Annotated in this window: 18 protein-coding genes; 17 read left to right on the plus strand and 1 reads right to left on the minus strand. The window is 41.2% G+C overall.

What is annotated here, in order from left to right:
* The first annotated feature begins 54 nt into the window (after window positions 1-54).
* From A8805_RS14835 to A8805_RS14855, 5 genes are read left to right on the plus strand one after another with little or no spacing between them, the layout of a single operon-like run.
* Entirely contained in the window at window positions 55-1311 is a 1257-nt protein-coding gene (locus tag A8805_RS14835) for an MFS transporter (RefSeq protein ID WP_109712515.1), read from the plus strand.
* 33 nt (window positions 1312-1344) lie between these two features.
* Window positions 1345-2664: an amino acid permease gene (locus tag A8805_RS14840; protein WP_109712517.1), complete on the plus strand. Its 1320-nt coding sequence runs from the start codon at window positions 1345-1347 to the stop codon at window positions 2662-2664.
* 26 nt (window positions 2665-2690) lie between these two features.
* Window positions 2691-3869, plus strand: coding sequence for a M20/M25/M40 family metallo-hydrolase (locus tag A8805_RS14845; RefSeq protein WP_109712519.1), 1179 nt, complete (start codon window positions 2691-2693; stop codon window positions 3867-3869).
* Between the two features lie 23 nt (window positions 3870-3892).
* Window positions 3893-4420, plus strand: a complete 528-nt coding sequence (locus A8805_RS14850; protein ID WP_207657712.1) for a GNAT family N-acetyltransferase — start codon at window positions 3893-3895, stop codon at window positions 4418-4420.
* Window positions 4417-5922, plus strand: a complete 1506-nt coding sequence (locus A8805_RS14855) for an aldehyde dehydrogenase family protein (RefSeq protein ID WP_109712523.1) — start codon at window positions 4417-4419, stop codon at window positions 5920-5922. Before A8805_RS14850 ends, A8805_RS14855 begins: the two co-directional genes overlap by 4 nt.
* Before the next feature lie 57 nt (window positions 5923-5979).
* Here A8805_RS14855 and A8805_RS14860 read toward each other — a convergent pair whose 3' ends face one another.
* Window positions 5980-6657: a Crp/Fnr family transcriptional regulator gene (locus A8805_RS14860; RefSeq protein ID WP_109712524.1), complete on the minus strand. Its 678-nt coding sequence runs from the start codon at window positions 6655-6657 to the stop codon at window positions 5980-5982.
* A 159-nt stretch (window positions 6658-6816) separates the two neighbouring features.
* Here A8805_RS14860 and A8805_RS14865 point away from each other — a divergent pair, with 159 nt between their 5' ends.
* The 12 genes from A8805_RS14865 (at window position 6817) to A8805_RS14920 (ending at window position 19954) form a co-directional block, all read left to right on the plus strand.
* A complete protein-coding gene (locus A8805_RS14865) occupies window positions 6817-8337 on the plus strand; it encodes a PAS domain-containing protein (RefSeq protein ID WP_109712526.1) in 1521 nt (506 codons plus the stop codon).
* A 38-nt stretch (window positions 8338-8375) separates the two neighbouring features.
* On the plus strand, window positions 8376-8591 hold the full coding sequence (locus tag A8805_RS14870; protein WP_109712528.1) for a DUF1858 domain-containing protein: 216 nt from the start codon (window positions 8376-8378) through the stop codon (window positions 8589-8591).
* The gene (locus A8805_RS14875) at window positions 8588-9199 is read left to right on the plus strand and encodes a hypothetical protein (protein ID WP_109712531.1); all 612 of its coding nucleotides are present in this window, start codon (window positions 8588-8590) and stop codon (window positions 9197-9199) included. The genes A8805_RS14870 and A8805_RS14875 overlap by 4 nt, the downstream gene beginning before the upstream one ends.
* A 1-nt stretch (window position 9200) precedes the next feature.
* Complete coding sequence (locus A8805_RS14880) at window positions 9201-9758, plus strand: hemerythrin domain-containing protein (protein WP_109712533.1); 558 nt, start codon at window positions 9201-9203, stop codon at window positions 9756-9758.
* A 227-nt stretch (window positions 9759-9985) separates the two neighbouring features.
* Window positions 9986-10654: an HAD family hydrolase gene (locus A8805_RS14885; protein ID WP_109712534.1), complete on the plus strand. Its 669-nt coding sequence runs from the start codon at window positions 9986-9988 to the stop codon at window positions 10652-10654.
* 259 nt (window positions 10655-10913) lie between these two features.
* Window positions 10914-12740, plus strand: coding sequence for a glutamine--fructose-6-phosphate transaminase (isomerizing) (glmS, locus tag A8805_RS14890; RefSeq protein ID WP_109712536.1), 1827 nt, complete (start codon window positions 10914-10916; stop codon window positions 12738-12740).
* Between the two features lie 209 nt (window positions 12741-12949).
* Entirely contained in the window at window positions 12950-13387 is a 438-nt protein-coding gene (locus A8805_RS14895; RefSeq protein WP_109712538.1) for a PTS sugar transporter subunit IIA, read from the plus strand.
* A gap of 24 nt (window positions 13388-13411) precedes the next feature.
* Window positions 13412-13681, plus strand: coding sequence for an HPr family phosphocarrier protein (locus A8805_RS14900; RefSeq protein ID WP_109712540.1), 270 nt, complete (start codon window positions 13412-13414; stop codon window positions 13679-13681).
* A gap of 80 nt (window positions 13682-13761) precedes the next feature.
* Window positions 13762-15021, plus strand: a complete 1260-nt coding sequence (locus tag A8805_RS14905) for a zinc-binding dehydrogenase (RefSeq protein WP_109712542.1) — start codon at window positions 13762-13764, stop codon at window positions 15019-15021.
* Between the two features lie 12 nt (window positions 15022-15033).
* Window positions 15034-16443: a PTS mannitol transporter subunit IICB gene (locus A8805_RS14910; protein ID WP_109712544.1), complete on the plus strand. Its 1410-nt coding sequence runs from the start codon at window positions 15034-15036 to the stop codon at window positions 16441-16443.
* Between the two features lie 39 nt (window positions 16444-16482).
* Window positions 16483-18579, plus strand: coding sequence for a BglG family transcription antiterminator (locus tag A8805_RS14915; protein ID WP_109712546.1), 2097 nt, complete (start codon window positions 16483-16485; stop codon window positions 18577-18579).
* Between the two features lie 349 nt (window positions 18580-18928).
* Window positions 18929-19954: a LacI family DNA-binding transcriptional regulator gene (locus A8805_RS14920; RefSeq protein WP_181392861.1), complete on the plus strand. Its 1026-nt coding sequence runs from the start codon at window positions 18929-18931 to the stop codon at window positions 19952-19954.
* The last annotated feature ends 27 nt before the right edge of the window (window positions 19955-19981 follow it).

Below are 19981 nucleotides of genomic sequence, written 5' to 3' on the forward strand. Positions count from 1 at the left end.
AGTAACAAGGAAACTGAGGGGCTGGGAAAGCCCGTTTTACGGAAAGGAGCTTTTATGGAAAGCAAAAGAATGAAATATTTGCAGATTCTAGCGCTAGGGGTTGCCGGGGGATCCATATATCTGATGCCCTATATAAGGTATGTATTTTATGACTGGCAGATGGAGGCCATGGGTATCACAAACATGCAGCTTGGAGTTTTAACAACAGCTTATACAATTGGAAATGTTATTCTTTATATTCCGGGAGGAATTGTAGCGGATAAGTTTTCAACGAAAAAATGTATGCTGGCCTCGTTAATATCCACCTCGATTCTGACGTTTATTTTTGCATTTTCGATGGGAAGCTATGCGCTGGCTCTTGTTATATGGGGACTGTTTGCAGTCACCACTACATTCCTGTTCTGGTGTTCCCTTATGAAAACGATCCGGTTAATCGGAGATGAGAAAGAACAAGGATTTATGTTTGGGCTGTATTATATGGGGAACGGCCTGACGGGTGCGCTTGTGAATTCCATTGCACTGCAGGTAGCAGCAGTTGGAAGTGATGCTTCTAATAAATTCTTTATAGCCGTTATAGTTTATGGCTGCAGTACAGTGGTGGGAGCACTTTTAGTTGCCCTTCTGTTAAAAGATAACAAGGCAAAAGCAGCGGAAGTAAAAAGTGATGAGTTCCATTTCCACCAGGTTGGCGGACTTCTGAAAAGCTCTAATCTGTGGCTGTTTGCTATCATCGTTTTTACAGCCTATGCGCTTTACAGCAGCACGAGTTATTTCACACCTTACCTGACGGACGTAGTTGGTATCAGTCCTGAAAGCTCAGGATATCTGTCAATTATCAGAACGTACATTTTCTATATTGTATCACCTGTCAGTGGTATCATTGCAGATAAAGTTATTAAATCAACGAGTAAATGGTTTACAATCTTGTTTGCAATTTTGGGCGTACTGTTTTTAGGAATATTTGCAATACCACCTGGTGCAAACGTGGCACTCGTAAGTTTTTACACATTACTGCCCGGTTTGTTTGGCCTTGCTTTATATGGTTTAAGCTTCTCTATTGCAAACGAAACGAAGATACCTGCTGTAGTTATGGGTACGGCTGTTGGTATTGCATCGATTATCGGGTATGCGCCGGACTTTTTCATGGCGGCTATGTTTGGAAACTGGCTGGATAAGTTCGGAGGAAAGGGGTACAATTATATCTTTACATTCCTCGCAGTAAACTGTCTGGTGGGATTGGTTGCTGCGGCAATTGTAAGGAAAAACTCAAAAAAGATGCACTCAGACGGAGAGAAAGCTGCAGTGTCTTAGTAAGGAGTATAAGAAAAAGAGAGCGGTGACGAAGTGAAACAAGGATTCAAACGTGATTTGGGAATATTTACAACGATTTCCATCATTGTTGGGCAAATGATTGGCTCAGGGATATATATGGCACCTCAGGGATTGGCGGCACTCTCCAATCCCTGGGTGGCATTGTTGGCTGTTGCAATTACCGGAATCGGCACATTGTTTCTGGCTCTGTCATTTGCCCGGCTGGACAATAAAAAGGCTGCTACAGGTTCAGTTATCATCTATGCAAAGGAGGCCTTTGGTGATTTGCCGGCCTTCTGGGTAGGATGGTCATACTGGTGTGGCTGCTGGATAGCAAATGGGGCAATTGTTATAGCGGGATTAAATTATATATCCTACTTTTTTCCCTCAATGGCAGGCAATACATTTCCCAAATTTATTGCCTGCACATTGATCCTCTGGGCATATACAATTATTAATATTATAGGCGTGAAAATTGCCGGGCGTATTAACCTGGTCCTGACGGTTCTCAAGCTTCTTCCGCTGCTGCTTTTTGCGGTTGTGGCGGTTATTCATTTCGACACATCAAATTTTAACACGATGTCTTCTCAAGCTGTGAGCGGTATGGGAGCCTTGCCTATGGGTATGGCCTATATGCTTTGGAGCTTCATCGGTTTTGAGGGAGCAAGTGTCAGTGCCGATGAGGTGGAAAATCCGAGGCAAATTGGGCGTCTGACTATTATCAGTACTGTGATTGTTATTATTATTTATGCCATATTGGTTGCTCTGGCGGCCGGAAATATGACACAGAATGAGCTGGCTGGTTCATCCTCTCCCCTGGCAGACATTATGTACCGGGCAACCGGAGGATATTGGGCCGGGGCACTGATTTCTCTGGGAGCTTCCATTTCGGCTATTGGTTGTGTCGGCGCATGGATTTTATCTGCCGCCCGTGTTACATACGCTTTGGGAGAAAGTAAGCTGATGCCTGCCACCTTCGCAAAGCTAAGCGAAAAGCGAGGTACACCTGTGAATGGACTCTTGATTAATGGTGTACTTATGACAGTAGTCATGTTACTGGGATACCTTACTAATGGAGGAGACTTGTATAGTTTCCTGTCCATGATGGCAGTCATGACCTTTTTAGTATTCTATTTGTTTGGTGCGGCTTCGGAAATCATGATTTCAGGAAGAGAGATTAAGAAGCCGTTTAATGTAATTCAATTTATGAAGAAATCTGCTGTGGGGCTTATCGCACTTGTTTACTCCATTTACACAATAATAGGCTCAGGAATGCAGTACGTATTTTATGGATTTCTGCTCATTCTGCTTGGAATTCCTGTATTCATCTATGTAAAACTGAAACAGGAATAAATGCAGTTTTTTGAAGGGAGGGCAATATGTTTCAGGAGAAAATCAAAAAAAGCGTAGAGTTATTTTTCCATAAGGCAGATGAATTGGGAACGTATCTGACCAATCATCCGGAAGTCAGCGGGGAAGAGGTGGAATCCTGCCGCTATATCACCGGATTTTTGGAGGAACAGGGCTACGAGATTACGACTCCTTATGCTGGTATGCCGCATTCCTTTCGGGCAATTGATAAGAGGAAAAAGGATTTTTCCGGGAAAAAGGCTGCATTTCTTTGTGAGTATGATGCCCTGCCGGAAGTGGGGCACGCCTGCGGGCATTCTTATAGCTGTGCAATCAGTATTCTGGGAGCCTTGGCTTTAAGAGATGCTTATCCGGAATTGCCCATGAGAATAGACCTTATCGGGACTCCAGGCGAGGAATTCGTAGGAGGAAAGTGTTACATGACCGAAGAGGGCGGTTTCGATATGTATGAATACGCGGCCATGATACATTTATACAACCGGGATGTAACATGTTTTGAAATTCTGGCATCTAATGACCGGTATTTTACATTTCGTGGAAGGGCAGCCCATGCATCTGCCTTTCCGGAAAAGGGGCTGAATGCCTTGAATGCAGCCCGTCTGTATATGGATGCTATGGATATGTGGAGGCAGCATATTACGAAGGACTGCCAGTTCCACGGAATTGTGGCCAAAGGAGGGGAGCTTCCGAACATTGTTCCGGAGGAAGTGAGTCTGGATTATTATTACCGGGCGGCAACCTTAGAGAATTTATGGAAATTAAACAAAATTTCTGAGAATTGTGCACAGGGGGCGGCTATGGCTTCAGGAACTACTGTAGAGTGGGAGCAGAGATACCCTGATTATGGAGAACTCTATTGGAATGAGCATATGGATACATTCATGAAGGAATTATTTGAACATGCGGGAAGAACACCAAAGCCCTCTCCAGGACCAGGCGGTTCTTCAGATATTGGGAATGTAAACCTGAGAATTCCAGTCTTTCATCCTCTTTTGGATATTACAGGAGATGATGAGGAATGTGCAGTCCATGACATAAAATTCGAGAAACTGCTTCATTCGCCTGCTGCAAAGAAAGCCTTATATGATGGGGCTCAGATTCTGGCAGAGCTGGGATACCGGCTTGCTGTGGAGGAGGAATGTCTGCTGAAAATGAAAAAGGATCATGGGGAATATCGAAAACTGTAAAGGCTGGGGAAAAGCATAAGGATATGAATGAAAAAATATGGTTAAAGAAAATGCAGACAGAAGGCTGCTTGTGTTACATGACAGAAAAAAATATGGAAGAAACAATGTGTCTGCGGGAACTGGTGAGGAATGGAGTAAGCAATAAACGGTGGTTTGCCGATTCCAGCCGAAAAGATTTTGAAGATGTGCTGAAGTATGGATTTGCTTTAGTCTGTATTGTGGAAGGACAAATCATTGCATCTCTGCAATGTCTTTTGGAGCATACGGATTATGCATACGACAGGTATGACAGCGAAGAAATGAGGTCAAAATGTGCTGATTATTCAGATACATTTGTACATCCTGATTACAGGGGCAATGGACTTCAGAATATAATGGAAACGAAAATGGAAGTACTGTGCAGAAAAGCAGGAAAGACCATATTACTCGGCACGGTAGATCCGGACAATTATTACAGTTACGAGAATTTTCGGAGAATGGGGTATCAGGAAGCTGCCAGATTAACGAAATATGGTGGCCTGGAGAGGATACTGATGGAGAAGAAAATATGAAAATGATAGAAGTATTTGATGAGTCAACCGGCAGCGTGGTCGGAAGTGTTCCGTATTATAACGGGAACGAAATTGCCGATATGGTTGATACAGCTTTTGCATCACAGCCCAGGTGGGAAAAGGTGCCGCTTTTCGAAAGAGGACAGATTTTATACAAATTCTGTAATCTTATTGAGGAACACAGCGATGAACTTGCCGCTGTTATGGCAAATGAAATGGGAAAACATATTTCTCAGGCAAAGGCTGAGGTAACAAATGCCGCTGAAGTGGGAAGAGCTAATATTGAGGTAGGAAAACACCTGTACGGCGAAGTGTTATGTGATAATAGCGAAGGGTATGAAAATCATTTATTATTTGTACGGCGTGAGGCATTGGGGATAGTTGCCGGTGTTATTCCCTTTAACTATCCGGTAGACCTGACAATACAGAAAATGGTGCCTGCCCTGCTGATGGGCAATGCTTTTATTTGTAAAGCTCCTGCCAGTGCGCCCTGTTGTGTGAAACTCTTAATTGATCTTGCCCATAAAGCAGGTATACCAAAGGATGTGCTTTATTTCATGACTTCCGGCAGAGAAGACTGTACTGAAAAGCTGCTTATGAACAAAAAAGTTGCATGTATCGCAATGACCGGTGGTAATGAGGCTGGGACTGAAATGATGAGGGCTGCTGCTCCGACAATTAAAAAAGTAGTGTTAGAGCTTGGGGGAAATGATCCCCTTATCATTACTGAAGAGGCAGCGGGCAATCCTGAACTAATTGTAACAGCCATTGAAGCCCTTGCATGGGGACGGATTATTGAAAACAACGGTCAGGTCTGTTCTGCACCAAAAAGGACTATTGTCCACAAGCATGTAAAGGATACCTTTATAAAATGTCTTGCTGCATTTGTTGACGGACTGAAACAGGGACATGCAACAGACCCGAACGTGCAGCTAACCCGGCTTGTTTCTGAGAAAGCTGCCAAAAAAGTAGAGGCGCAGATTCAGCATACAGTTGCACAAGGTGCAAAGGTTATTCGGGGCGGTAAACGGAATGGGTGTGTTGTGGATGTTACGATTCTGGATGATGTTACCCGGGACATGGATATTGCAAAAGACCTTGAAATATTTGGGCCGGTTATTCCAGTCATTTCCTTTGAAACAGATGAAGAAGCTGTTGAAATTGCCAATCAGACCAAGTATGGATTGAGCGCATCTGTCATTACGAAAGACTTAAAGAAAGCATTTTACTTTACAGAAAATATCAAAGCTTCTGCTGTCTATGTAAATGGGTCCAGTGCATTAAGGCACAATGACCAGCCCTTTGGAGGATGCAAAAGCACCGGTATCGGAAATGAGGGAGCCGGATATTCCTGCGCCGAATTTAGCAGGCTGAAAACTTATGGATTCTGTGATGTCTCCCCTGCGGAAAGATTATATGCACCGGAAGAGGGGACAGGTGACTTGTTAGATATTAATATTGCTGAAATTAAAAAGTTAGCGGAAGAACTGACCAAGAAATAGAAAAAGCAGGGATAGAATTCAACAGAATGGACTCTATCCCTGCTTTTATCTGCCATATTATTTTAAACTTACAGCATTTACAAGAGTGTATGTATTCTTATCAAATTGAATCAAATCTTCTTCCTGCATCCGCTTTAGCTCACGGGTTAGCGAGCTGCGGTCGGCTCCCAGGAAATCTGCAAGGTCTATGCGTCCTAAAGGGGCGGTTACTGTGGCAGAATTTTGTTCCTGCGCCAGCTGGGCCAGATAGGTCAAGATTTTTTCACGCAGAGAGCGTTTTGTCGTTACTTCCAGTTGTGCCAGCAGTTTAATGTTTTGCCGGGAAACCATCACCATCATATTTCTGATAAGAGTATTGTGAAATTCACATGCTTTTGGGCAGATGTGCATGAGAAGGTCAAAAGGACAAAGCAGGACAGAACTGTTTTCTGCCGCCTGAGCAGATACTGTGAGAGGAAACTTTCCGCCGCATATAAAAGATTCACCAAAAACAGCGCCTGCACTAAGGTCGTTTAAGATCGTACGGTTGCCAAAAGCGTCTTCTTTAATAATCTGTACCCGCCCACTCAGAATAATCCCAATAGAAGTCGGAATATCCCCGCTTAAAAAAATGAATTCATTTTTAATATAAGTTTTCTCTTTTGCACCAATACATTCGAGAAGATGCGTGAGTTCTTCCTCCTCAATTCCATTAAACAGTGGGACGGTCTGTAAAAACTTTATATTATTCTCCATAAAAACCACCTCGTTACTTAAATTATATATCCTCTATGTTGCAAATGCAACATACAACTGCAAATATAGCATGTAAAATTTACCTATAGTTTAATCCCTCAGATTTTTAATGATACTTAAAGGAGATGGAAACAATACTATTTTGGAGGTGGTAAATACATGCTAAGTACAGATAACAGTAAGGTTTTGAGATTGGCGGATATTTTAGAAGCTTTTGTCACAGGACGGATAGAGCAGGAAGAGGCACAGAAGACGGTTGAAAGCGAATTTAAGGAAGTGGCCGTAGAGGAACTGGCATTGGCTGAACAAGAGCTGACGAAGCGGAATATTGATGATGATACAGTGTATAGCAATATTGAATCTTTTCTGGTGATATTTAAAAATGTTCTGCAGGCTCCTGATTTAGAGCTGGAAGACTGGCATCCAATCCGCACCTATCAGCGTGAAAATGAAGCGGTGAAAAAGATATTGAAAAAGGGAGAGGAGCTTTCTGAGGGCAAGTTTATCCTGAACCAGTGGGCAGAGGTGATGGAAACTTTAAAACAGTATGATATCCATCTTTCACGGAAACAGAATCAATTGTATCCTGCATTTGAAAAACAAGGATTTGACCGGCCAAGCAAAATCATGTGGACATTGGATGATAAAGTGGCTGATTCCTTCCGTAAAGCAGCCGGAGCACTGGAAAATGGAGATGAAAAAAACTTTTTACAGAAATATGAAGAATATGTTCAGTTGATACAGGAATTGATAGAAAAAGAAAATATCGTATTATTTCCGGCAGCAGTGGAAATGATTTCAGATGAGGAGTTTCTGAAGATGCGTGCGGGAGATGATGAAATTGGGTATTGCCTGATTGATACGCCGCCTCTGGGACCTGTTGCAGGCGGTGTGAAAAAGCAGCCAAGCGGAACCGGAGAAGACTCTTCTTTTGGAGCTGAGCTGCAGGAATTGCTGAAAAAGTATGGAATGATAGGTGGGAAAGAAGAACTGGATGTAAGGCAGGGCAAGCTGACATTGCAGCAAATAAATTTAATCTTCCGCCATTTGCCTGTAGACCTGTCTTTTGTAGATGAAAACGAGCTAGTCCGGTTTTACAGTGACACAAAACACCGTGTATTCCCAAGGAGTCCGGGTGTAATTGGTCGGGATGTAAAGAACTGTCACCCAAGGGAAAGTGTTCACAACGTAGAGCAAATTATAGAAGCATTTCGTGCAGGGAGGGAAGATGAAGCGGAGTTTTGGCTGGAAATAGGCGGAAAATTTATCTACATTCTTTACACCGCAGTAAGAGATGATGACGGGAAATTCCGTGGTGTCCTGGAAATGATGCAGGATGCGACCCATATCAGAAGCCTGGAAGGAAGCCAGAGGTTATTGACCTGGGAAACAAGAAAGGAAAAAACCGGGGATAGAGTAAGTGAGGCTTCAGAAGCCGTAGCTGACAATCCGTATGGATTTACTCCGGATACTGTGATAGGAGAGATTGTAAAGAAGTATCCTGGAATTCGTTCCTATCTGCCGTCTATCTCATCAAAGTATAAAAAGTTACAAAATCCGATAGCCTTCAAAGCAATGTCTAATATCGCAACACTGGAAATGATAGCACAGCGGGGAGATATTTCTGTAGAAGACTTGATTCATAAACTAACAAAATGGGCAGACACCCATTCAAAATAAATGGAACCCAGAAATTTTTATAGAAAAGGAGAAAAATAATGAGTGAAAAAACAATGATTACAAAAGATATGTTAATTGGAGATATTTTAAGACTAGACGGCGGCCTGGCTCCCATCCTGCTGGAGATGGGGATGCATTGCCTTGGATGCCCGTCCTCCCAGATGGAATCATTGGCGGATGCCTGTATGGTACATGGGGTAGATGCAGATGAGATGGCGGCAAAATTGAATGCCGGACTGGGGGAGACTGTATGAGCGCATTTTTAGGACCTGTTCATGTGAAGATGTATGGACGCATTTTATATCAAGATGAAATGTCAAAAGCCATGCTGGACCTGGCCGCAAAAAATGGCTGGGGAAATGATATAGAGAACAGAGTAAACAGTGAAGCTCCCGAGGCATCAAAAGAACCCCTTGAAAATATTATCGACCAGAGTAATATTCATGGCTGGCTAAGCCAGGCAGTGGAAAACTGTGAGAAGCGCTTTTCTAAAGTAGTAAGTGAGATACTGAAAGAGGACCCCAAGCGGATTGACGAACTTGAAAAGGTTATGAAAGAATTAGGGCGCCAATACAATATGCCGGCAGAATTAAATGTAGAAGAAACCCACCAGGCTATACATGATATTCTTTTGGATGGTATGCCTTGCGATTTCCCCTTTGCCATTACAGAGCAGGAGGCAGACATCGTAGGGTGGCAGGTGAAGAGCTGCCCTCACGCAAAATACTGGACAAATCCAAACTTTGGAGCAGATACCTACTATCGTTTAAGAGATTCATGGGTAGAGGGAGTGCTTGAGAACAGGGGCATTATTTACAGCCATGCAGAACCGGCAGAATATTGCATGAGAAAGGAAGGATAAAATGGATAGCGTAAAACTTCTTGTAAAAGAACATGACAACATTCTGCGGATGCTGGATGTGATTCATAAAGCATCATTAAATATATTGCAGAATAGAAAAATAGATATAAATGATTTTAAAAAGATGATAGATTTTATCCGTAAGTACGCAGATAAAACACATCACGGAAAAGAAGAGGACTACCTGTTTAAAGTAATGGTGGAAGACTTGGGAGGCCCGGCAGAAAAGCTGATACGAAACGGGATGTTAGTGGAACATGATATTGGCCGTTTGTATGTATCCGATCTGGATGCAGCACTTGATGCCCACAAAGAAAATCCCTCTGATGAGAACAGGTTAGCTATTCTAGTGGCTGCGGGCAGTTATGAGCAGCTTTTGCGGAGGCATATCCAAAAAGAAAATGATGCAGTGTTTTCCTTTGGCGAGAGAAATCTGTCCTCCAAATCGGCACAATGGGTAGAAGAGCAAACCCAGGCTTTTGAAGAAGATTCTACAAATATTGCAGTACGGGAATACCAGTTACAGACACTTCAGGAACTTGAAGAAAAATATCTGTAAAAAGACCAGGAATTGATTTTACAATCAGTTCCTGGTCTTTTTATGCAGTTTTATTTGAAGTTTACAGTGTTTTGTCAGCTATCCAACAGACAACTCTAATCTTATAAATCAATTTTTTGTCCTTTTTTTATCCTATAGGGTGCAAAAAACGAATGTCTGGCTTATATGCTTATAATTTCCCATTTGTTATGATGAAAATATGAAGCCTTGGAAGAAGGGAGAGGATTATGAAAAAATATAGAGGAGTTATTTTTGATTTAGACGGAACACTTCTTAATACGATTTATGACTTATCTGACAGTGTGAATGCAGTTCTTCAAAAAATGGGAGCTAAAGAACACACTTATGAAGAGTATAAGCTGAAAATAGGAAAAGGATTTCGGAATCTGATAGAAGTGAGCCTGCCGGAAGGAACAAGTGAAGCAAAAATAGATGAGGCACTGGAATGGTTCCTTTCTATTTATGATAAAAGGTATATGGATAAAACAGTTCCATATGAAGGAATAGGGGACGCTTTGAAAACTCTGGATGAGAAAGGGATTCTGATAGGTGTTAATTCTAACAAAAGAACGGATTACACCCAGGCCCTCATATCTCATCATTTTTCAGATATAAATTTTGTAGGGGTTATCGGGGAAAGGAAAGGGGTTAATAAGAAACCAGACCCCGTGTCTGCGCTGGAAATAACTTCTGCTATGAATCTGAAACCGGAAGAAGTTTTGTACATCGGTGATTCTAAGACAGACATTATAACCGGAAAAAACGCCGGAATGGATACTGCCGGTGTATTATGGGGATTCCGGGGAGAAGAGGAACTGGCCGGACATGGTGCAGATTATATTTTGCATTCCCCAAATGAAATCTGCGGACTGTTTTGTGGTGGACCGGAAGAATAAATATACATATAATATGATGTTGGGGTCAAAAGGTATTTTGACCCCTGATGCCTACAAATTGTTACGCACTTTGTGCTCTCACAATCCTAAAACATTCGAAATCCGCCCTATTCGGGCTACTTTCTCATGTTTTACGGGTCCCAAAGTCATGCTTTTTCATGCAAGCATGAAACACATGACCTTTTGACCCTGGCATCATAATATTGAGAAATTATCTGAATAAACTGTAAACATAAATGAATCAGCAGGAGGTATTGGTATGTGTGGTATTGTTGGGTATAACGGAGAAAATCAGGCAGGAGAAATTCTTCTTGAAGGGTTGGAAAAATTAGAATATAGGGGGTATGATTCGGCTGGGATATCCGTTCATGATGGCAGGCATATAGGGAAGGTAAAAGCTGCCGGAAGGCTGAAAGTATTAAATGAATTAACAAAAGGAGGAACTTCCTTAAAAGGTACTCTGGGAATAGGCCACACCAGATGGGCAACCCACGGTGTTCCTTCTGATAAGAATGCGCATCCTCATTTCAACAAAGAAAAATCCATTTCGGTTGTACACAATGGTATTATTGAAAATTACATGAAGTTGAAGAAATATCTTGAGGACAGAGGATATGAATTTGTTTCTGAGACCGATACCGAGGTCATTGCGCACTTACTCGATTATTATTATAAAGGGGACCCAATTGCGTGTATTATTAAAGTGATCCACAGGATAGAGGGCTCTTATGCTTTGGGAATTCTTTTTAAAGACCATCCTGATGAAATGTATGCAGTAAGGAAAGACAGCCCTCTCATAGTGGGGAAAAGCAAAATAGGGGGATTTATTGCTTCTGATGTGCCCGCAGTTTTAAAGTATACCAGGGAGGTGTACTTTATGGAGAATGACGAAATCGCCATTGTGGGAAAAAATGAAATCACATTTTATAACATTGATGAAGAAAAAGTGGAGAAAGATTCCATCACAATTGATTGGGACATAAATGCAGCAGAAAAAGGCGGATATGAGCACTTTATGCTGAAAGAAATCTATGAACAGCCCCAGGCTGTCAAAGATACTTTGAATGCTTATATGAAAGGTGATGACATCCATATAGAGGATGTGGGAATTACAGATGACGTAATTAAAAATCTGAAAAAAATCAACATCGTGGCTTGCGGGTCAGCATATCATACCGGAATGGCTGCAAAATATATTTTTGAGGACCTAGTAAGGGTTCCGGTTGAAGTGGATCTGGCGTCAGAATTCCGGTACCGGAATCCGATTATGCAGGAAAATACACTTACGATTGTAGTTACCCAGTCTGGAGAAACCGCGGATACCCTTGCATCGTTAAGAGAGGCGAAAAAATTGGGGGGAACGGTCCTGGGTATTGTAAATGTTCTGGGAAGTTCCATTGCAAGAGAGTCAGATTATGTAATGTATACTTATGCCGGTCCTGAAATTGCAGTAGCAACGACCAAGGCTTACAGTACCCAACTGATTGCACAGTATATACTGGCGGTTTATTTTGCAAAGGTAAGGGGGGAAATCGATAAAAAGCAGACAAAGGAACTTATGCTTGAATTAAAACGGATACCCCAGCAGATAGATATGCTTCTGAACAACAAGGAAAAAATACAGAAATTTGCCAACAGGTATCTGGCTGCACAGCATGTATTTTTCCTGGGAAGGGGATTGGACTATGCGATTTCCATGGAAGGTTCCCTAAAGCTGAAGGAGATCTCTTATATCCATTCCGAAGCTTATGCAGCAGGAGAACTCAAGCATGGAACGATTTCCCTGATTGAAGAGGGTACATTGGTAATTGCTCTGATGACCCAGGAGCATTTAATGAAAAAGATTGCGGCAAATGTGGAAGAGGTTAAAACAAGAGGTGCTTTTGTGCTGGCTGTGACCAATGAAGGCAATACAGATATAGAGGAGGGCAGTGATTTTGTCTTATATCTGCCGGTAACACACCGGTATTTCACAAACTCTGTGGCAGTAGTACCTCTTCAGTTGTTTGCTTATTATATTTCTCTGGGAAGAGGGCTGGATATTGATAAGCCCAGAAACCTTGCAAAATCTGTTACAGTAGAATAAAGAAAACATGTGAAAAGAAAGCACTTACAGGATTCCCCTGAAAGTGCTTTTTATATAATAGAAAACTGTGTTTTCTGTTCAGACAAGTTTTCCAAAATGGCACTATTGACTGGCGTCAAAGTACTGTTTGTTTCAATTGTAATACGACAACAAGGAAGATTATAATTAATTTATGAATTATATACTTAATATTTCAGGAGGAAGTTTGTATGTCTACAGGAAAAGAACTGCTGTTAAAATCAAATATTTTTACGGGCTGTACGGCACGTCCTAAAAATGAACTGATAAAGGAGATCGGTGGTGTGCTGGTAAAAAGCGGTTATGTAAATGACAACTACGTGGATGCAATGTTTGAAAGGGAACTGTCATTCTCAACGTATTTGGGCAACGGAATTGCAATGCCACACGGTGTTGACAGTGCAAAAAAGGAAATCAGGGAGTCCGGTCTGACGGTAATGGTGTTTCCGGAGGGGACAGACTGGGATGGAAATAAGGTGCATATTGTAATTGGATTAGCCGGAAGAGAGAATGAGCATTTGAAAATTTTGGGAAACCTGGCAAATACGCTGATAGATGAAGAGTCTGTAAGGAAAATGATTGATATGAATGTTGATGAAATATACAAGGTCATAACAAATAAAGAATAACATTGTAAGATTGGAGAAAAAGGAATGGTTAGTGAAAAGGTGGTTGTGAAAAACAAGTCCGGAATTCATGCAAGACCTGCAGGAGAATTGGCAGCGGTTGCTAAAAAATGTAATTCCGATGTAATCATATTAACTGGTAATAAAATCGTCAATCCTAAAAGCATTTTAAATTTAATGGCCGCAACAATACATAAAGGTACGGAAATTACAGTGCAGTGTTCCGGCGATACAGAGAAAGAAGATTTAAAAATGATGATTGATGCTATCAACAGCGGGCTGGGTGAAGATGAATAGACGGCAAAAGCGATTCATTTAATACACTGGTCAAAATAGAGGGACTATATAAGGCAGCAACATGAGAAGGAGGAACAAAAATGCAGGTAAGAGGAGTAAGATTACATGGTGCCGGGGACTTAAGGCTTGAGGAATTTAAAATTCCGGAGATTAAAGAAGATGAAATACTTCTTAAAGTAATCAGCGATAGTATATGTATGTCTACCTGGAAAGAGGTTAAGCTTGGCAAAGAGCATATCAGAGTTCCGGAAAATATAGATACAAATCCAGTAATTGTAGGGCACGAATTCTCGGGAATCATTGCACAGGTGGGTGAAAAATGGAAAAAAGAATATACTCCTGGTGAACGATTCGTAGTCCTGCCGGGAATTCCGGGCCAGATGGGGGCTCCCGGTTATTCTTACGAATATTTCGGCGGGGCAGTTACATATTGCATTATTCCCAATGATGTCATTGAAAAAGATTGTTTGCTTCATTATGACGGGAATACGTTTTACGAAGTTTCCGTGGCAGAGCCTATGTACTGTATTATCGGAGGCTATAACTCAAACTTCCATACCGATGATTTGTCCTATGACCATTATAAAGGGACGAAAAAGGGCGGAAACATTCTGATTCTGGGAGGATGCGGACCCATGGGGCTGGGCGCCGTGAGCTATGCACTTGCTATGGAGAATAAGCCGGGGATGGTTGTAGTCACAGATATCAGCGAAGAGCGGATTGAACATGCAAAGAAAGTCATTTCTGTAGAGGAAGCAGCTCAAAAGGGCGTGAAATTACTTTACATCAATACATCAAATATAAATAAGGAGGTCAAAGAATTACTGTCCCTAACGGATGGTAAAGGTTATGATGATGTATTTGTATATGCACCAATACAGAGTGTGGCTGAGACAGGAAACCGTGTTTTAGCATTTGACGGATGCATGAATTTGTTTGCAGGGCCGTCAGACAGCCAGTTCTCTGCAAGTATGAATCTTTATGACAGTCACTATAAGAAAACAAAGATTATAGGCTCCTCAGGCGGAATACGTTCGGACTTGGAAGAAGCTTTAGCCTTAATTTCGGCTGAAAAGATTAATCCCTCAGTTATGATCACCCATGTGGGAGGAATAAATTCCATTGTTGATGCAACGCTTCATCTGCCGGAAATTCCCGGAGGAAAGAAATTAGCCTATATTCAGTTTGACATGCCGCTCACAGCAATAGAAGATTTTAAAGAGTTAGGAAAAACAGACTTGCTGTATGCTAAGCTGGCGGATGCATGTGACCGGCATAATGGCCTGTGGAATAAAGATGCAGAGGATATATTGCTGGACCATTTTAATGTGGAAGTATAGGAGGAAAAGATTATGGGAGAAAGAGGAGCTATACGTACAAAAGTACAAAAATTGGGGGGATTCATGTCCGGCATGGTTATGCCTAACATTGGAGCCTTTATTGCATGGGGAATCTTAACAGCATTGTTCATTCCGACAGGATTTTTCCCGAATGAAAAACTTAGTGCACTGGTAGGACCTACACTTACCTATCTGCTGCCGCTTTTAATTGCTTATACAGCCGGATATAACATGTATGAAAGGCGGGGTGCCATTGCAGGGTGCCTTGCAACGGTTGGGGTCATAATAGGAGCAAATACAACGATGCTCATAGGTGGTATGATTATGGGGCCTCTGGGTGCATGGTGTGTGAAAAAATTTGATAACCTGATTAAAGGAAAAGTGAAACCTGGCCTGGAAATGTTAATTGACAACTTTAGTATGGGAATCATAGGTGTTATACTTTTAGTATTCGGATTCCTTGGCGTGGAGCCGCTGATTTCCGGGCTTTCAAACATATTTGCGTCAGGCGTTGATTTCCTGATGAATAATAACCTGCTTCCGTTAACTTCCATTTTCATAGCGCCCGGTCAGGCCTTGTTCCTGAATAATGCGATTAATCATGGGATTTTAACACCTCTGGCCATTGAGCAGGCTTCCGAAATGGGAAAATCCATCCTCTTTCTGCTGGAAGCAAACACTGGCAACTGGGCAGGCTTAATTCTTGCATTTACAGTATTTGGAAAAGGAATTGCTAAGAAGTCCGCACCCACAGCAGCAGTCATTCAGATTATTGGTGGAATCGGAGAGATTTCCGTACCTTATGCACTTATGAAGCCACTGACCATTCTGGGGCCAATTCTTGGAGGTATAACTGGGATTTTCTGGCTTCAGTTGTTTGACGGAGGAGCAGTTGCAGCAGTTTCACCAGGCAGTATCATTGCATTAGTTCTGATGTCACCCAAGGGGAAACTGCTGGTGAATGTAAGCGCTTATGTAGCTGCAGCAATTGTTTCCTTTCTTGTAGTATCTTTCATTCTAAAACGGGATAAAACCGTGGAAGAAGCTGCAGAAACTGTGGATATAGCGGGTACAGATCATCAATCCCAGGCAGCAGAGAGAGGAACAGAAGCGGCAGGAAGTTATTCCAAAAGGAAAATCCGTAAAGTTGCATTTTGCTGTGACGCAGGAATGGGTTCTAGCGCAATGGGGGCTTCCATGCTGAAAACGCAGCTCACGAAGGCAGGGGTATATGTGGATGTTGAGCATGCTTCAGTACATAGGATACCCAAAGATATTGATGTGGTAATTACGAATACAAATCTTGTTGATGCTGCGCGTAAGGCGGTATCTGAGGATGTACCAATACTTGCACTTAATGAGTTCCTGAATGGAGAAGAGCATAAGGCGATTGTAAAAAAGATTAAGGACATGATGGAGTAATGGGAAATTGACATGTCGAATTGAAAGCAGGTGTCAGATATGAATTTTACGCCGCGGTTGAGACAGATACTGCTAGTTATGTTAAATGAAGAGCTGATTTCCGTAAAATCTTTATCGGAACAGGTTGGAATCAGTAAAAGGACGATACAGCGTGAGCTAGAGTATATAGACCATTATTTGAAAAAATATAATGTCAGAATCCGCTCCAAAGCAGGCCGTGGAATATGGCTGGAAGGGACAGAGGAACACCGGGATCATCTATACCGGGAACTGAAAGACCAAAATTTGATGGATTCCACAAATAGGGAGGAACGCAGGAAGCGTCTCGCTGTAGAACTAATAAAGGATCAGGAGCCAAAAAAGCTTTATTATTTCAGCAATGCATTTAAGGTAAGTGAAACTACCATAAGCAGAGATCTTGAGAAAATAGAGTCGTGGTTCGCACCCTATCATCTTCGTATCGAAAAGAAACCTGGAATAGGTGTTGTATTACAGGGAAGTGAAAAGAACTACCGTACGGCAGCTCATGATTTTATCATCCACAATGTTGACAGTTCTGTAATCAAGTATATCTTTGAAGAAGATGAAAAGTTTAACGCCTCAGCAATTGAAAATTATGAGGAGATAAAAAATATCTTTAAAATATTGGACGATTCTGTTCTGAAAAGAGTCTGTCTTTGCTTCTCAAGTTTTAGGGATATCCAGGTTAACCGGCTGACGCAAGAATCCTATTATGAGCTAATCATACATGTCACGATTATAGTGGAGAGAGTTATTAAGGGAGAGATTATCGAGCATAATGAAAAACTGATGAATGAAATCAGAAAAGACAAGAATCTAAAAGCCGCTCTTGAAATTGTAAATGCTTTAGAAGAAGAATTTGAGATTGAGATTCCAGATAACGAACTGGCGTATATATGCCTGCATCTGAATTGCACAAAATTACAGTCTGTCGAAATGACAGACTGTGATTTTGGTGAAGAAGAACAGCAGAAATTGCTGGAGCTTGTACATGAAATCATTGTAGCGTATGATGAGGTGCTTTCCAACACACTTAAAACGGATGAGGAATTTGTGAGAGGCTTACTGGTGCATCTAAAGCCTACTCTTGTGAGAATGCGGAATTCGTTTCCAATTATAAATCCTCACCTGGAAGAAATCAAAGAGATTTATCCAGATATATATAAGCGCTGTAAATATGTAGGCAAGTTCCTGGAAGCAAGAACAGGCTATAAATTTCCGGAGGCGGAAATTGGTTTTCTGGCAGCCCATTTCGGCGCTGCAATTGTGAGGCAGGAAAGAGCGAAGGAAAAAAAGCGGAAAGTGCGGATTGGGCTGGTCTGTGCAAGTGGCATTGGAATTTCAAGATTGATGTCATCCAGGCTTGAGAAATATTTTCATAGCAGAATTTGTGTGAATACATATGGAAAAGATGATTTAACCCCCTTTGTAAAATCAAATAATGACTTTTTTGTCTCCAGTACATCTCTTGAGGATGATGAAAGCGAAGTCGTGTATGTAAATCCTCTTCTTCCGGAAAATGAATTGCGGATTATTGAGACTAAGGTATCTAAATTTGAACTGCTTGCCGGAACTCTGGAATCTGACAATGACTTTAACAGGCAGTTAGAAAAAATTAATTATCTGTCCGCTAAGATCCGGTTTGTTTTAAAGGAATACCGTTGTATAGAGGTGGATAAAGAAATAGGCTTTCGTCCGCTTATTCACTATCTTACCGGACAGATTGCGGATAATCAGGTTTTTGCAGAGATAATAGAACATGATATTTTAAAGCGGGAAGAAATTGCGACCCAGGTTATACCCCAGTTTGAAATCGGATTGTTTCATGCCCGTACCAAAGGAGTCAATAGTCCGTGTATCTATACCTGCGTCAACAGGGAAAAGACTGCTTTTGTTTACCCCTATTTGCAGAATATGCGGGCAGTCATAATGATGCTGGTCCCTTATGATGAAAATGCGGAGGATAACAGCAGAATGCTGAGCAGTATTAGTGAGGCGCTCTTTCAGGATGAGGAATTTCTGGAAGCGGTAAAGACGGAAGAGCAGGAAATGGTCAGGAGTTACTTGAGCGATATACTGAAAGAATATTTTCAGTGCTATCTAAATGAGCTATAAGGAAATTTCTTTTAAGGATAAAGTTTTCAGCAGATTGGGGAGTATGTGCAATGTGGAGCGTGACATGTACTTCCCAGCAATTTATCCTTAAGAATTTAGTTTTTTAATTTGAATTAAATGGAAAAGGTGTTGGTAATATTCTATAAAGATAAATGATTAAAAATAGCACTATTGACTAAAAGTATAATTTTTTTACAAGGATTGTTGACAAAGGTGTAAAGTTGATGTAAATTAAAAGAAAAATGAGAACGTTCTCAAAAAAGGATGAAAAGCAAACTCGATTTTATCGAGTTATATTTAAAGCAACAAATGAGAACGTTCTCAGATGATGAGAGTTGGAGTGATTAATATGGACCAAAATATAACAATAGAAGATGTCGCTAAACTTGCAGGGGTCTCCCGCGCTACTGCCGGACGTGTAGTAGGGGGCTATGGCAATACATCTGAAAAAAGCAGAGAAAAGGTATTGCAGGCAGTGAAAGAATTAAATTATAGGCCTAATTTGGTTGCACAAGGATTAAGAGGGCAAAGCACAAAGACGATTGCCGTAATTCTCGGAAGCATTAAAAATAATTACTGTAATCATTTGATTTATGCAGTAGAAAAGGAAGCACAAAAAAAAGGCTATAATGTTATTATTTGTAATACTCATGAAGACATCAGGCAGGAGATCCGCCATTTGCAAAACATGTACAGCAGACAAGTGGATGGAATTGTGATGATGTCAGCCTGCAGAACAGATGAAGAAATTGAAGAACAATATAAAGAGCTTTATAGCGGAGAAACTCCAATTGTTTTTGTAGATAGAAAAATTAAAGGTCTTACTTCCTGTGTAATTCAAAGTAATAATGAACTGGCTTCTTATGAGGCCACAAAATACTTGTTGGAACTTGGGCATCAGAGAATCGGTATATTGGCAACAGAAGATTATTCCACAGTAAATGAAAGAATTAAAGGCTATAAAAGGGCATTAGAAGAGAATGGAATAGTGTTTAATCCTAAAAATATTCAGTTTGCTGCTCAAAGTGAAAAAAATAAAGTTGCAGAGATGACTGCAAAATTATTGAGGGAAAAGTCACAAGTAACAGCAATTTATGTACTCAATAACAGTCTATGTGCAGGCGTGCTTTCAGAGTTGAAGAGGCAGAAAAAAAATATTCCAGAAGATATTTCTCTGCTTGTCTGGGATGATGAAGATTTGAATGAGTTATTAGAGATCACTACAGTGGTGCAGCCAATTGAAGAAATAGGAAAGATGGCAATAAATAAATTGATTCACGATATGCGAACCAAAAAGGGAGCAGAAGAAAGTACAAAGGAAATATTGGATTCACACATTATATATAGGAGCTCATGCAAAAAAGTGAATAGTTAATAATACCCAATAAAAGGGATTATTATA

The organism is Faecalicatena contorta, assembly GCF_003149105.1.
GTDB classification, from domain to species: Bacteria; Bacillota; Clostridia; order Lachnospirales; family Lachnospiraceae; genus Muricomes; species Muricomes contortus_C.